11 protein-coding genes are annotated in these 12,461 nt (G+C 66.2%); all 11 read left to right on the forward strand.

Features of this window, described 5'->3' with window-relative positions; genetic code table 11:
* The first annotated feature begins 5 nt into the window (after window positions 1–5).
* The 11 genes from JOE69_RS16675 (at window position 6) to JOE69_RS16725 (ending at window position 12,456) form a co-directional block, all read left to right on the forward strand.
* Window positions 6–1,541: a UDP-N-acetylmuramoyl-tripeptide--D-alanyl-D-alanine ligase gene (locus JOE69_RS16675; RefSeq protein ID WP_309800667.1), complete on the forward strand. Its 1,536-nt coding sequence runs from the start codon at window positions 6–8 to the stop codon at window positions 1,539–1,541.
* A gap of 7 nt (window positions 1,542–1,548) precedes the next feature.
* Complete coding sequence (gene mraY / locus JOE69_RS16680; protein ID WP_309800669.1) at window positions 1,549–2,664, forward strand: phospho-N-acetylmuramoyl-pentapeptide-transferase; 1,116 nt, start codon at window positions 1,549–1,551, stop codon at window positions 2,662–2,664.
* Window positions 2,643–4,226 (forward strand): UDP-N-acetylmuramoyl-L-alanine--D-glutamate ligase, encoded by a 1,584-nt coding sequence (murD, locus tag JOE69_RS16685; RefSeq protein WP_374709727.1) that lies wholly within the window; start codon window positions 2,643–2,645, stop codon window positions 4,224–4,226. The genes mraY and murD overlap by 22 nt, the downstream gene beginning before the upstream one ends.
* Window positions 4,227–4,242: 16 nt before the next feature.
* Window positions 4,243–5,511: a putative lipid II flippase FtsW gene (gene ftsW, locus JOE69_RS16690; protein ID WP_309800674.1), complete on the forward strand. Its 1,269-nt coding sequence runs from the start codon at window positions 4,243–4,245 to the stop codon at window positions 5,509–5,511.
* A complete protein-coding gene (gene murG, locus JOE69_RS16695; protein ID WP_309800676.1) occupies window positions 5,508–6,617 on the forward strand; it encodes an undecaprenyldiphospho-muramoylpentapeptide beta-N-acetylglucosaminyltransferase in 1,110 nt (369 codons plus the stop codon). Before ftsW ends, murG begins: the two co-directional genes overlap by 4 nt.
* The gene (gene murC / locus JOE69_RS16700; RefSeq protein ID WP_309800678.1) at window positions 6,614–8,029 is read left to right on the forward strand and encodes a UDP-N-acetylmuramate--L-alanine ligase; all 1,416 of its coding nucleotides are present in this window, start codon (window positions 6,614–6,616) and stop codon (window positions 8,027–8,029) included. Before murG ends, murC begins: the two co-directional genes overlap by 4 nt.
* On the forward strand, window positions 8,019–9,032 hold the full coding sequence (locus JOE69_RS16705) for a cell division protein FtsQ/DivIB (RefSeq protein ID WP_309800680.1): 1,014 nt from the start codon (window positions 8,019–8,021) through the stop codon (window positions 9,030–9,032). Before murC ends, JOE69_RS16705 begins: the two co-directional genes overlap by 11 nt.
* Before the next feature lie 196 nt (window positions 9,033–9,228).
* Entirely contained in the window at window positions 9,229–10,410 is a 1,182-nt protein-coding gene (gene ftsZ, locus JOE69_RS16710; protein ID WP_309800683.1) for a cell division protein FtsZ, read from the forward strand.
* 5 nt (window positions 10,411–10,415) lie between these two features.
* Window positions 10,416–11,150, forward strand: a complete 735-nt coding sequence (locus JOE69_RS16715) for a purine nucleoside phosphorylase YfiH/LACC1 family protein (RefSeq protein ID WP_309800685.1) — start codon at window positions 10,416–10,418, stop codon at window positions 11,148–11,150.
* A complete protein-coding gene (locus tag JOE69_RS16720; protein WP_309800686.1) occupies window positions 11,147–11,890 on the forward strand; it encodes a YggS family pyridoxal phosphate-dependent enzyme in 744 nt (247 codons plus the stop codon). Before JOE69_RS16715 ends, JOE69_RS16720 begins: the two co-directional genes overlap by 4 nt.
* Before the next feature lie 47 nt (window positions 11,891–11,937).
* Window positions 11,938–12,456 carry a cell division protein SepF gene (locus tag JOE69_RS16725; protein ID WP_296361414.1) on the forward strand — a complete coding sequence of 173 codons (519 nt, stop codon included), beginning with the start codon at window positions 11,938–11,940 and terminating at the stop codon, window positions 12,454–12,456.
* Window positions 12,457–12,461: the final 5 nt, after the last annotated feature.

A 12,461-nucleotide genomic window follows, 5' to 3' on the forward strand; every position in this document is an offset into this window, starting at 1 on the left:
TCGAGATGATTGAACTTTCCGCGGCTCGAATCGCCGCTTTGACTGAAGGCCGGCTCACCCGCACGGTGGCCGGCGACCTGACCATCGACGTCGCGAAGATCGGCACCGATTCACGCGAAACCGGTGCCGGATCGGTGTATGTCGCAAAGGTCGGCGAGCATGCCGACGGGCACGATTACATCCCTGCGGCGATCGCTTCCGGTGCGGTTCTGGTGTTGGCCGAACGCGAACTGAACGCGGCGGACGGCGCGCCTTACCCGGCCGTGATCGTGCCTGATGCGGTGGCCGCGATGGGCTTGCTCGCCGCCGAAGTCGTCCGGGTCATCCGGGCCGCAGGCGAGCTGACCGTCGTGGGCATCACCGGTTCGGCCGGGAAGACCACCACGAAGGATCTGCTGGCCGGGGTTTTCGCCCGGGTGGCGGAAACCGTGGCACCGCAAGAGTCCTTCAACGGCGAGATCGGGGTTCCGCTCACGGTCTTCCGGGCGGATCTGAGCACCCGTTTCCTGGTGGTCGAGATGGGCGCGACCAAAATCGGGCACATCCAGTATTTGGCCCAGATGGTCAAACCGGACATCGGGGTGGTGCTCGGCGTGGGCAGCGCGCACTCCGGCGAATTCGGCGGAGTTGCCAACATCGCGCAAGCCAAGGGCGAGATGGTCGAAGCCTTGGGGCGTAGTGGCACCGCGGTGCTCAACCTGGGGGACAGCCGGGTTTCGGCGATGGCCGCCCGGACCGTGGCCCCGGTGCTCTGGTTCGGCGAGGCCGGATTGCCGGTGCCGGACGGCCAGCCTGCGCTGCTCGCCGAAAACGTCCGGAGCAGCGCCCGGGCCACCCCGGAATTCGACCTGCGTTTCCCGGACGGTTCGGCGTGGCCGATTCGGTCCGAGCTGATCGGCGGCCATCATCTGAACAATCTGCTGGCCGCCGGCGCAGCGGCCTGGGCAGCCGGTCTGCCGGCCGAACAGATCGCGGCCGGACTGAGCGGGCAGGGCGCGAAGAGCCGTTGGCGGATGGAGCGCACCGAACGGGCCGACGGCGTCACCGTGATCAATGACGCGTACAACGCGAATCCGGAATCCATGCGGGCCGCTTTGCGGGCCTTGGCCGAATTGGGCCGCGGCGACGGCGACCCGGCCAACCGGCGTCGCACCTGGGCGGTTCTGGGCGCCATGCTGAACCTGGGCGAGGAATCGATCCAGGCGCACAGCTCGCTGGGCCAGACCGTGGTCCGCTTGAACATTTCGCGGCTCCTGGTGATCGGCGCGCAAGCCCGGCCGTTGCACATCGGCGCGATCAATGAAGGGTCCTGGGGGGAGGAGTCCGTGCACGTGCCGGATCTCGACTCGGCTTTCGACTTTTTGCAGGAGGAACTCCGCCCCGGAGACATCGTGCTGTTCAAATCGTCACGCGACTCGGGGCTGCGTTACCTAGGCGATCGGATAGCATTGGCCCAAGCACAAGACGCCGAGCAGCATCCGGTGACTTCCCCGGAAGACAGCATTTCGACTGTCTCAGACGAGACCAGCGGAGAGGACTGAGCCGACGATGATTGCAATATTGTTGGGCGCCGGAATCAGCCTTGCCCTGGCCATGATCGGGACGCCGCTGTTCATCCGGCTCCTGGTCAAGAAGGGCTACGGCCAGTTCATCCGCGACGACGGGCCGACCTCGCACCACACCAAGCGCGGCACCCCGACCATGGGCGGTGCCGTGGTGGTCGGCTCGGTGATCCTGGCCTATCTGCTGACCCACTTGATCATCTGGATGATCAACCCCAGATCGCAGGGCCCGACGGCGTCCGGCTGGCTGCTGATCTTCCTGATGGCAGGCATGGGCCTGGTCGGGTTCCTGGACGATTTCATCAAGATCTCCAAGCAGCGTTCCCTGGGCCTGAACGCCCGGGCGAAACTCATCCTGCAGGCCGCGATCGGAATCATCTTCGCGGTTTTGGCGCTGAATTTCCCCGATCACGGCGGCCGGACGCCGGCGTCCACGAAGATTTCGTTCACCCGGGATATCTCCGGGCTGGACCTCGCTTTCGCCGGAGCCGGGCTGGGTGTCGTGCTGTTCGTGATCTGGTCGAACCTGATCATCACGGCGGCAACCAATGGAGTCAATCTCACCGATGGTCTGGACGGGCTTGCTGCGGGAGCATCGGTGATGCTCTTCGGCGCTTATACGCTAATGGGGATCTGGCAATCCAACCAGAGCTGCGGATCTGCCCGGGCGGTCTCCTCGACGGTCTGCTACGAGGTGCGCGATCCGCTGGATCTGGCCTTGCTGGCCGCGATCCTGTTCGGCGCATTGATCGGCTTCCTGTGGTGGAACACTTCGCCGGCGAAGATTTTCATGGGCGACACCGGTTCGCTCGCGATCGGCGGCGCGATTGCCGGCTTCGCGATCCTGTCCCGGACCGAGCTGCTGCTCGCCATCATCGGCGGCCTGTTCGTGCTGATCACGCTTTCGGTGATTTTGCAGGTGGGCTTCTTCAAACTCTCCGGGGGCAAGCGGATCTTCAAGATGGCTCCGTTGCAGCACCATTTCGAACTCAAGGGCTGGGCCGAGGTGACCGTGGTGGTCCGGTTCTGGATCCTCTGCGGCTTGTTCGTGGCCGTCGGGCTGGGTGCTTTCTACGCCGAATGGGTGGTCTTCCAGCTGTGAGTCCTACAGATGATTCCCGGCTGGCCGGACTGACCAGCTGGGATTCTGATTGGTCCGGATTGCGGGTCGTGGTGACCGGAATCGGCAAAACCGGTTTTTCGATCGCGGATACCTTGGCGGAACTCGGGGCCCGGGTGGTGGTGGTCGCCGCTTCCGACGATGCCGCCGCCGAGCAGGCTGCGGAAACGCTGAAGATCGTGGGCGTGGACGAGGTGCTTCTGGGTGCCGAAAGTTCCCTGGATTTGCCGCTGGTCGGCGGCGAACCGGCCGAACTGGTGGTGACCTCGCCCGGCCTGCCGCCCGCGCACCCGCTGCTTGTGGCCGCGCAGCAGTCCGGGATCCCGATTTGGGGCGACGTCGAGCTGGCCTGGCGGGTACGCCAGCGTGCCGGGCGCAAAACCGCCGACTGGATCACGATCACCGGGACCAATGGGAAAACGACGACCACCACGATGGTTGCCGCGATCCTGCAGCAGTCGGGACTGCAGGCCATTGCCGCCGGCAATATCGGTACGCCGATCCTGGACGCGATCCGGGATCCGAACGGCTATGACGCACTGGCTGTGGAACTGTCCAGTTTCCAATTGCACTGGACCGAGTCGGTGTCCCCGGTGGCGAGTGTCTGCTTGAACCTCGCCGAGGACCACGTGGATTGGCACGGCTCTTTCGAGGCTTATGCGGCAGACAAGGCCAAGATTTACCAGCACACCCAGAAAGCCTGCGTCTACAACGCGGAACAGATCGAAACCGAGCGGATGGTCGAGGCGGCGGACGTCGTCGAAGGCTGCCGGGCCGTGGGTTTCAGCACCGGAACGCCCGCGGTCAGCATGGTCGGAGTAGTCGAGGGATTGCTCGTGGACCGGGCATTCATCGCGGAACGCAGAGACTCCGCGGTGGAACTGGCGAAGATTTCGGACATCGGCGATCTGGTGCCGCGGCACTTGGTGGCCAATGCGGCCGCCGCAGCGGCATTGACCCGGGCCTACGGGGTTGCCGTCCCGGCGGTCAAAGCGGGCCTGCTGGCTTACGACAACGGCGCGCACCGGATCCAAGCCGTGGCGCAGCAGGACGGGGTGCTCTGGGTCAACGATTCCAAAGCCACCAACCCGCACGCGGCCTCGGCCTCGCTCGCGGCCTTCAAACCAGTGGTCTGGATCGCCGGCGGAGATGCCAAAGGCGTGGGTTACGACGAGTTGGTCCAAGCCCATGCCGGCCGGTTGAAAACCGTGGTGCTGATCGGTGCCGACAGCTCCGCGCTGCGTGCGGCGTTGCAACGACACGCGCCGAATGTCCCGGTGATCGCCCCGGATCCGGGCGAGACTGGAGGGGTGCAGCAGACCGAGGCCGTCCCGAACGGGACCCAGGCTGAACCGCGATCCCTGCCAGGGGACGCGGTAATGGCATGGGCCGTGAAGTCGGCCGCCGGCGTCGCCACCGAAGGCGATACGGTGCTTCTGGCTCCGGCTGCTGCCTCCATCGATCAGTTTTCTTCCTACGCCCATCGGGGCGATGCGTTCATCGACGCCGTCCGTGGGCTCCTGGAAGGCGCAGGCAACAAGTAGCGAAGGGCAGGTAGTCGTGGTCAACTCGCCCGTTCGCAGCAAGCCGTCCGTCCGCCAACCGAGCAGCGGCGCGCAAAAGCGCACGGTCCGCAGCCTCGGCAAAAACTTCTGGTCCAAGTTGGAGGGCCGCAGCAGCTCCGCGGGCTCCAGCTATTACCTGATCCTGGGCGCGACCTTGGCCCTGGTGGTGATCGGCTTGATGATGGTCTTCTCCGCCTCTGCGGTGGAACAGACCTCGAGCAACAGCAATCCGTTGGTGCTGGGCACCAAGCAGTCGGTTTTCGCGGTACTCGGCATCATTGCGATGCTGGTGCTGTCCCGGATGAGCCCGAGACTGCTCAAAGGCGCTGCCTGGCCGCTCATGGCGCTTTCCTTGGTCACGCTGCTCCTGGTGGTCTTCGTCGGCTCGAACCGGGGCGGAAACCAGAACTGGATCGGCATCGGCGACTTCAGTTTCCAACCTTCGGAACTGGCCAAGTTCTCCTTGGCCCTGTGGATGGCCACGGTGCTCGCGGCGAAAGAGAAACTGCTCGACCAATGGCAGCACATGTTCCTGCCCGTGGTCCCGGTGGCGGCCCTGGTCGTGGGCTTCATCCTGCTCGGACGCGACCTCGGCACCGCGATGATCGTGATGGCGATTGCGGCTTCCGGATTGTTCTTCGCCGGGGTGTCCCGGAAGATCTTCATCGGGGCGGCGCTGATCGGTTTCCTCGCCGCGGTGGCTTTGGCGTTGACCAACAGCAACCGGCAGGACCGGCTCGGCGCCTGGTTGGGGCGCTGCGATCCAGGACAGGATCCGCAGGGCCTCTGCGACCAGGCGCGCAGTGGCATGTACGCCTTGGCCTCCGGCGGTTGGTGGGGCGTGGGCCTGGGCCAGAGCCGGCAGAAATGGAATTGGATCCCGGAGGCGCACAACGACTTCATTTTCGCGATCATCGGCGAGGAGTTCGGGCTGTTGGGCACGCTGGTGATCATCGCGCTGTACGCCGTGATCGCGATTGCGATGTTCCGGGTGATCGTCCGGTTCAACGACATGTTCGTCCGAGTGGTTTGCGGCTGCATCATGACCTGGGTGATCGGACAGGCCTTCGTGAACATCGCGATGGTCACCGGGATCCTCCCGGTGATCGGAGTGCCACTGCCCTTGGTCTCCTACGGCGGAACGGCGTTGACCGTGGGGCTCGCCGCGATGGGCGTCGTGCTTTCTTTCGCCCGGAACCAGCCCGAAGCCGACGCTGCCGGCGGCCGCAGCCGAACCCTGAAGAGAAAAACCAAGGTTTCATGACCAACCCTTCGCCGAACCGCCCGCTGTCAGTCGTCCTGGCGGGCGGTGGTTCTGCCGGACACGTTTCCCCGCTGCTCGCCGTCGCGGCCAAGCTCCGGGCCCTCGTGCCGGACGCCAAGCTGCTCGCGGTGGGCAGCGCGTCCGGCCTGGAAACCCGATTGGTGCCTGCGGCCGGGCTGGAACTGGCCTTGATCGACCGGGTCCCGATGCCGCGCCGGCCCAATGCCGATGCGTTGAAATTCCCGATGCGGATGCGTCGGGCGATTGCCGATTCACGGCGGATCCTCCGGGAGGCCCGGGCCGATGTGGTGTTCGGCGTCGGCGGCTTCATTTGCACTCCGATGTATTTGGCCGCGCATCGGGCCGGAATCCCGATCGTGATCCATGAAGCCAACCTCCGGCCGGGTTTGGCCAACCGGCTCGGCGCCAGGTACACCGGCACCATCGGCACCGCCTTCGAGCAGACCGCGCTGCGCGGCTCGGTCTGGGTGGGCATGCCGATGCGCGCGGAGGTCGCCGATTTGGACCGGGCGGCCGCCCGTCCGGCGGCACGGCAGGCACTCGGCCTCGACCCGGGGAAGACCACCCTCGTGGTCACCGGCGGTTCACTCGGCGCGGTCCGGATCAACGAGGCGTTGAGCCGTTCGCTGCCGGCGCTGGCCGAGTCCGGGATCCAGGTGCTGCACATCACCGGCGCGGGGAAGTCGCTCAAGGACCAGGCGGGCAACCTGCTCCGCGCCCCGGGATACCACCAGGTCGAATACGTGGACGGAATGGAACTGGCCTACGCCGCGGCTGATCTGATGGTCTGCCGGGCCGGTGCCGGAACTGTGAGCGAGGTGGCAGCCACCGGCACCCCGGCCGTTTTCGTGCCGCTGCCGGTCGGCAACGGCGAACAGGCGTTGAACGCCGGGACCCTGGTGCGCCACGGTGCCGCGTTGGCGGTAGCGGACAAAGACTTCTCGGCAGACTGGATCGCAGCGAACCTGTTGCCGTTGCTGCGCGACGAGCCCCGGCTGATCGCGATGGGGGATGCCGCGGGCCGGCACGGCATTCGCGATGCCGCGCTGAAAATGGCCGAACTCGTGGTCGGAGCCGCCCGATGAACGGAGAATTGAGCACGGTGACTCGAACAGCTGATCTGGGCCGGGTGCATTTCATCGGGATCGGCGGAGCCGGGATGTCCGGAATCGCCCGGATCCTCCTGGCCAGGGGGGCGGCGGTCTCCGGCAGCGATGCCAAGGATTCGGCAAGCGTGGCGCAGCTGCGCGAGGCCGGTGCCCAGGTGTGGATCGGGCATCACGCCGAAAACGTCGACGATGTGGACACCGTGGTGGTCTCCAGTGCGATCCGGCCGAACAATCCCGAGCTGCAATGCGCCCGGGAACGCGGCCTCCGGGTGCTGCACCGGTCCGAAGCGCTGGCCTCGGCGATGGCCCAGGACACCGTGGTGGCGGTCGCTGGAACCCATGGCAAGACCACCACCACGGCGATGATCGCGGTAGTGCTGCGCGGTGCCGGGCTGGATCCCTCATTCGCGGTCGGCGGAAACGTGCCGGCTTTGGGGGTCAACGCTGCGGCCGGAAGCAGCGGGATCTTCGTCGCGGAAGCGGATGAGTCCGACGGTTCGTTCTTGAACTACCGGCCCCGGATCGAGGTGCTGACGAACGCCGAGCCGGATCATTTGGACCACTACGGAACTGCCGAGGCCGTGATGGCTGCCTTCACCGCGTTCATCGGGTTGCTGCCTCCCGAAGGGCTGCTGGTGGCGTGCGCCGACGACGAAGGCGCCTTGGCCCTGGCCGAACAAGCCGAAGCCGCCGGGAAACGCGTGGTCGGCTATGGCCGCGCGGCCTCGGCCCGGGTCCGCTTGATCGGGACGGATCTGGAGTTCGACGGTCCCACCGGGCGACGGAGCCTGCCGCTGGAACTCCAAGTCCCCGGGGAACACAATGCGCTCAATGCCGCCGCGGCCTTCGCCGTCGCCACGGAATTAGGCGTCGCTCCGGAAACCGCCTTGGCGGGGCTGGCCGGCTTCACCGGAGCAGACCGGCGCTTCCAGCTTAAGGGCGAGGCTTCCGGGGTCCGGGTGTTCGACGACTATGCGCACCATCCCACGGAACTCCGGGCGGCACTGGCCGCGGCCCGGACCGTCGCTTCCGGGCACCGGGTCCTGGTGCTGTTCCAACCGCATTTGTTCAGCCGCACCCGGGAGTTCGCAACGGAATTCGGCCAGGCTCTCGGCTTGGCCGACGCCGCCGTGGTGCTGGATGTCTTCCCGGCCCGGGAGGATCCGATTCCCGGCGTCGACGGCGGCCTGATCACGGCGACGGACCCGGCTTTGGTTTTCCAGCCGGACCGGGAAGCGGCAATCGCCCTCTTGGCGGCGCAGGCCCGGCCAGGAGACATCGTCCTGACCATCGGTGCCGGAGACGTGACCGAAGCGGGCCAAGCGCTCCTGCTGGCCTTGCGCGCGGCCGGCACCCCGGCGGCGGGAGGCGGATCCCATGGCGGGTAAGCGGAAGCCCCCGGTGATCGCAACCGGCGGCGGCCAGGCGCAGACCCGGCGTCCGGGGAACCCGGCCGAAGCCGGGCCGGCAAGCCCGCGCACCGAGCCACCGGCGGCGCAATCCACTCCGCTCCCGGAACCGAACCGGACGCCGGAACCGAAGCGGGCCGAAGCGCCGTGCAAAGTCTCGGTTGCGCCGATTCCGGGCGGCGAAGCGAAGCGGCCCGAAGCCAAGCCGGCGCAGGCCAAGGTTTTGGCATTCCCCGATTCGAAGCAGCGCCAACGCAAGCAGCAGGCCGCCGGGGGAGGCCGCCGCTGGCGGCTCTGGGCAGTACTGGGCGGGTTTGCGGTAGTGCTGGCCCTGCTGATGCTCGCCGTGATGTTCTCACCGCTGCTGGCGCTCAAGACGATCACCGTGGACGGGACGAAATTGGCCTCTTCGGACCAGGTCCAAGCGGCCTTGGCGCCGCTGAAGGGCAAGCCGCTGACCCAAATCGACCAGGGCCAGGTCCAGCAGCTGCTGACCGGCTTGGTCCAAGTCCAGTCGGTGAGTGTCGAAGCGCGGCCGCCGAGCACCTTGTTGGTACACGTCGTGGAGCGGATTCCGGTAGCGGTGCTCAAGAACGGCGAACAGTTCATCCTGGTGGATCCGCAGGGCACCCAGTTGGGTACCGTCGCGGACCCCGCAGCGGCGAAACTGCCGCTCATCGACGGCGGCACGGCGGCGATCGGCCAAGCGACGTTCAGCTCGATCACCGCGGTCCTCGCCGCGTTGCCGGAAGAAGTCCGAGCCCAAATGCAATCGGCTGCGGCGAGTTCGCCCAACGCCGTGGAACTGACCTTGCTGGACGGCAAAAAGGTCGTCTGGGGCGACGCCTCGCAAATGGCGCTCAAAGCCAAAGTGCTGCAAACCCTGCTGAACAACCCGCCGGTTGCCCAGCCGGGGAAGCCTGCGCCGGCGCCGATCAACACCTACGACGTGAGTACGCCGAAGTACCCGGTGACCCGATGACGGGCGAGCTGGAAACAGGCGATTTCATGGGTATTCGTACGACACGCGGGCAGGGTTATTGCATGAGCGGGCTTAGCCCCATAGCGTCGCAATCAAGAGTTACTTGACATAACTATAACCCTCAAGTAGAGGGTTAAGGTTTGCAAGCTTCAAGCACCGTTGAACTTCAGGCACTATCGAACAAGGGACAGCAACCGTGGCAGCACCGCAGAATTACTTGGCCGTCATCAAAGTCGTCGGCATCGGCGGCGGCGGCGTCAACGCAGTCAACCGCATGATCGAGGTGGGTCTGCGCGGCGTCGAGTTCATTGCGATCAACACGGACGCGCAGGCGCTGCTGATGTCCGATGCGGATGTGAAGCTCGACGTCGGACGGGAGCTGACCCGCGGGCTCGGTGCGGGAGCTGATCCCGAGGTAGGCCGCAAGGCTGCCGAAGACCATGCCGAGGAGATCGAAGAAGTGCTGCGCGGCGCCGACATGGTGTTCGTCACGGCGGGCGAAGGCGGCGGTACCGGTACTGGCGGTGCGCCGGTGGTCGCCCGGATCGCCCGCTCGCTCGGTGCGCTCACCATCGGCGTGGTCACCCGGCCGTTCACCTTCGAGGGCCGGCGCCGGTCCAACCAGGCCGAGTCTGGAATCGAGGGCCTGCGCGACGAAGTCGACACCCTGATCGTGATCCCGAACGATCGGCTGCTCTCGATCAGCGACCGCAACGTCTCGATGCTCGATGCCTTCCGTTCGGCGGACCAGGTGCTGCTCTCCGGTGTGCAGGGCATCACCGACCTGATCACCACGCCCGGTTTGATCAACCTCGACTTCGCGGACGTCAAGTCCGTGATGCAAGGCGCCGGTTCGGCTTTGATGGGCATCGGCTCGGCACGCGGTGAGGACCGCGCGGTCAAAGCCGCGGAACTCGCGATCGCCTCGCCGCTGTTGGAAGCTTCGATCGATGGCGCGCACGGCGTGCTGCTCTCCATCCAAGGCGGTTCCGATCTGGGTCTGTTCGAAATCAACGAAGCGGCGCGCTTGGTCCAAGAGGTCGCGCACCCCGAAGCGAACATCATCTTCGGTGCCGTGATCGACGACGCACTCGGCGATGAAGCCCGGGTGACCGTCATCGCTGCCGGCTTCGACAATGTGGACGCGACCAGTGCACCGGCCGGCGACCCGGTGGCCAAAGCGGCCGCGAAGAGCGCCGAGGACGAAGCGCCACGGCAAGCGGCGCCGGCCGCGAATTTGTCCAACTGGAGCCAAGGCGGCCAGGGGGCTTCGATTCCGGTCGACAACGGCTTCGACCTGGACCTGCCAGCCGTGGTGGAACCGGACTTGAGCAGTGCCCGGCAGGACGACCTGGACGTTCCCGACTTCCTCAAATAAGCCCGATGTTCTTCTGGCGCCGTGAAGTCCGGCCCGGCTGGAGCGTCGCGTTCACCGATGTGGCTGCGGGTTCGATGAGCACGTCGGTGCCGGCAGATTCCACCGCTGCGGCGCACCGGGCCGCAGTCGGCGGTGCCCTCCGATTGGCCTCCGGGTTCCAGTTCATGAACCAGGTGCACGGCTCAACAGTCGCCGTGCTGGAAAAGGCCGGGGCGCAGCCCGAAGCCGATGCCTTGGTGTCGGAAACCCTGCCGTTGGCCGTGTTGGTCGCCGATTGCGTTCCGGTGCTTCTGCTCTCCGAAACGGACGACGGTGCCGGAATGGCGGCCGCTGTGCATGCGGGCCGTAAGGGGTTGGCGGCGAACATCGTGGCCGAAGCAGTTGCGGAGCTGCGCAGCCAGGCGGATTCGGATCGGCCCGGCGGCAACCGGATTGCCGCCTGGGTCGGCCCTGCGATCTGCGGGAAGTGCTATGAAGTTCCGGAGGCGATGCGTGCCGAAATTGCCGCCGGCAATCCGGCCAGCTATGCGGAAACGTCCTGGGGCACGCCCTCGATCGACCTGCGGGCCGGTGTGGGCAGCCAATTGGCAGCGCTCGGCGTCGAGGTGAACCACATCGAGGTCTGCACGCGTGAAGAACCACGGCTCTTTTCGCACCGCCGTGCCGTCGCGCGACCCGGGATCGAACCAATCGGCCGGTTCGCCGGACTGGTGTACCGCACCGGTGCCGGGGAGCCATGAGCACGCCGGATGCGGCGCGGCAGACCGTTCTGCGCCAGCGACTCGACGCGGTCAAAGCCCGGATAGCGGCCGGAACCGCTGCGGCTGGCCGTAGCGTCGAGCCGGAGTTGATCGTGGTCACCAAGTTCCACCCAGCCGCCGACGTCGTGCTGCTGGCCGGCCTGGGCGTGTCCGACGTCGGCGAGAACCGGGACCAGGAGGCTGCGGCCAAAGCCGCCGAATTGAATGCGGACGGCGTCCGGTTGCGTTGGCACTTCATTGGGCAATTGCAGAGCAACAAGGCCAAGTCGGTGGCCAATTACGCCTCTGCGGTGCATTCGGTAGACCGGCTTTCCTTAGTGCCGGCCTTGGCCAGGGCCGCAGCGGCAGCACTCGCCGAAGGGCGCCGGGCGGAACCGCTGGGCTGCTTCATCCAAGTGGACCTCGATGCCGAACCGGTCGGCACGCAACGCCTCCGCGGCGGAGCCCGACCCGGCGAAGTACCCGGAATCGCCGACGCCATCGCCGCGGAAACGAGTTTGGAACTGCGCGGCGTGATGGCGGTTGCGCCGCTGGGCGCGGATCCGGTCGCCGCCTTCGCCCGGTTGTCCCGGGTCAGTGCCGAGCTGCGCCGCAGCCACCCCGGTGCCACGGAGATTTCTGCCGGTATGAGCGCAGACCTGGAGGCGGCGATCGCGCACGGGGCGACACACCTGCGTGTCGGTTCAGATGTTCTCGGTCCGCGGCCTGTGGTGCGGTAGCGTCAAAGTACCGCAGCAACGTGGATTTCTAGACACCGGGAGCAAAAATGGCTGGCGCTCTGCGCAAGACAATGATTTACCTTGGGCTCGCTGACGGCGACGAGCAGTACGAGCCCCAGTACGAGGGCAAGCAGACTCGAACCGCTCAGAAGAATGAGGAATACGTGGATCAGGACACTCGTCACGCAGAGCCAGTCGAGGCTCGTCAGCCGGCCGAAGAGGAGTACCGCGCGCCGGTCACTCCGATCAAGCGGGCCGCTTCGAGCCGGGACGATTCGGCCAGCCTGCGCCAGATCACCACGGTCCACCCGCGTTCGTACAATGACGCCAAGCTGATCGGCGAGAGCTTCCGCGACGGCATCCCGGTGATCATGAACGTGACCGACATGGGTGAAGCCGACGCCAAGCGTCTGGTCGATTTCTCCGCCGGGTTGGTGTTCGGCCTGCACGGTTCGATCGAGCGCGTGACGAACAAAGTGTTCCTGCTTTCGCCGGCCTTTGTGGAGGTCATCGGCGATGACAAGAAGGCCAGCGAGAACCAAGCCAGCTTCTTCAACCAGAGTTAAGTCTT

This window comes from Arthrobacter russicus, from assembly GCF_031454135.1.
Lineage (GTDB): Bacteria > Actinomycetota > Actinomycetes > Actinomycetales > Micrococcaceae > Renibacterium > Renibacterium russicum.

Bases quoted from the DNA above. Each gene is read 5' to 3' on its own strand.
- JOE69_RS16705 (WP_309800680.1), top strand. From the start codon at position 8,019: ATGGCGGGTAAGCGGAAGCCCCCGGTGATCGCAACCGGCGGCGGCCAG.
- murG (WP_309800676.1), top strand. From the start codon at position 5,508: ATGACCAACCCTTCGCCGAACCGCCCGCTGTCAGTCGTCCTGGCGGGC.
- JOE69_RS16725 (WP_296361414.1), top strand. From the start codon at position 11,938: ATGGCTGGCGCTCTGCGCAAGACAATGATTTACCTTGGGCTCGCTGAC.
- murC (WP_309800678.1), top strand. From the start codon at position 6,614: ATGAACGGAGAATTGAGCACGGTGACTCGAACAGCTGATCTGGGCCGG.
- murD (WP_374709727.1), top strand. From the start codon at position 2,643: ATGGGTGGTCTTCCAGCTGTGAGTCCTACAGATGATTCCCGGCTGGCC.
- mraY (WP_309800669.1), top strand. From the start codon at position 1,549: ATGATTGCAATATTGTTGGGCGCCGGAATCAGCCTTGCCCTGGCCATG.
- JOE69_RS16720 (WP_309800686.1), top strand. From the start codon at position 11,147: ATGAGCACGCCGGATGCGGCGCGGCAGACCGTTCTGCGCCAGCGACTC.
- JOE69_RS16715 (WP_309800685.1), top strand. From the start codon at position 10,416: ATGTTCTTCTGGCGCCGTGAAGTCCGGCCCGGCTGGAGCGTCGCGTTC.
- JOE69_RS16675 (WP_309800667.1), top strand. From the start codon at position 6: ATGATTGAACTTTCCGCGGCTCGAATCGCCGCTTTGACTGAAGGCCGG.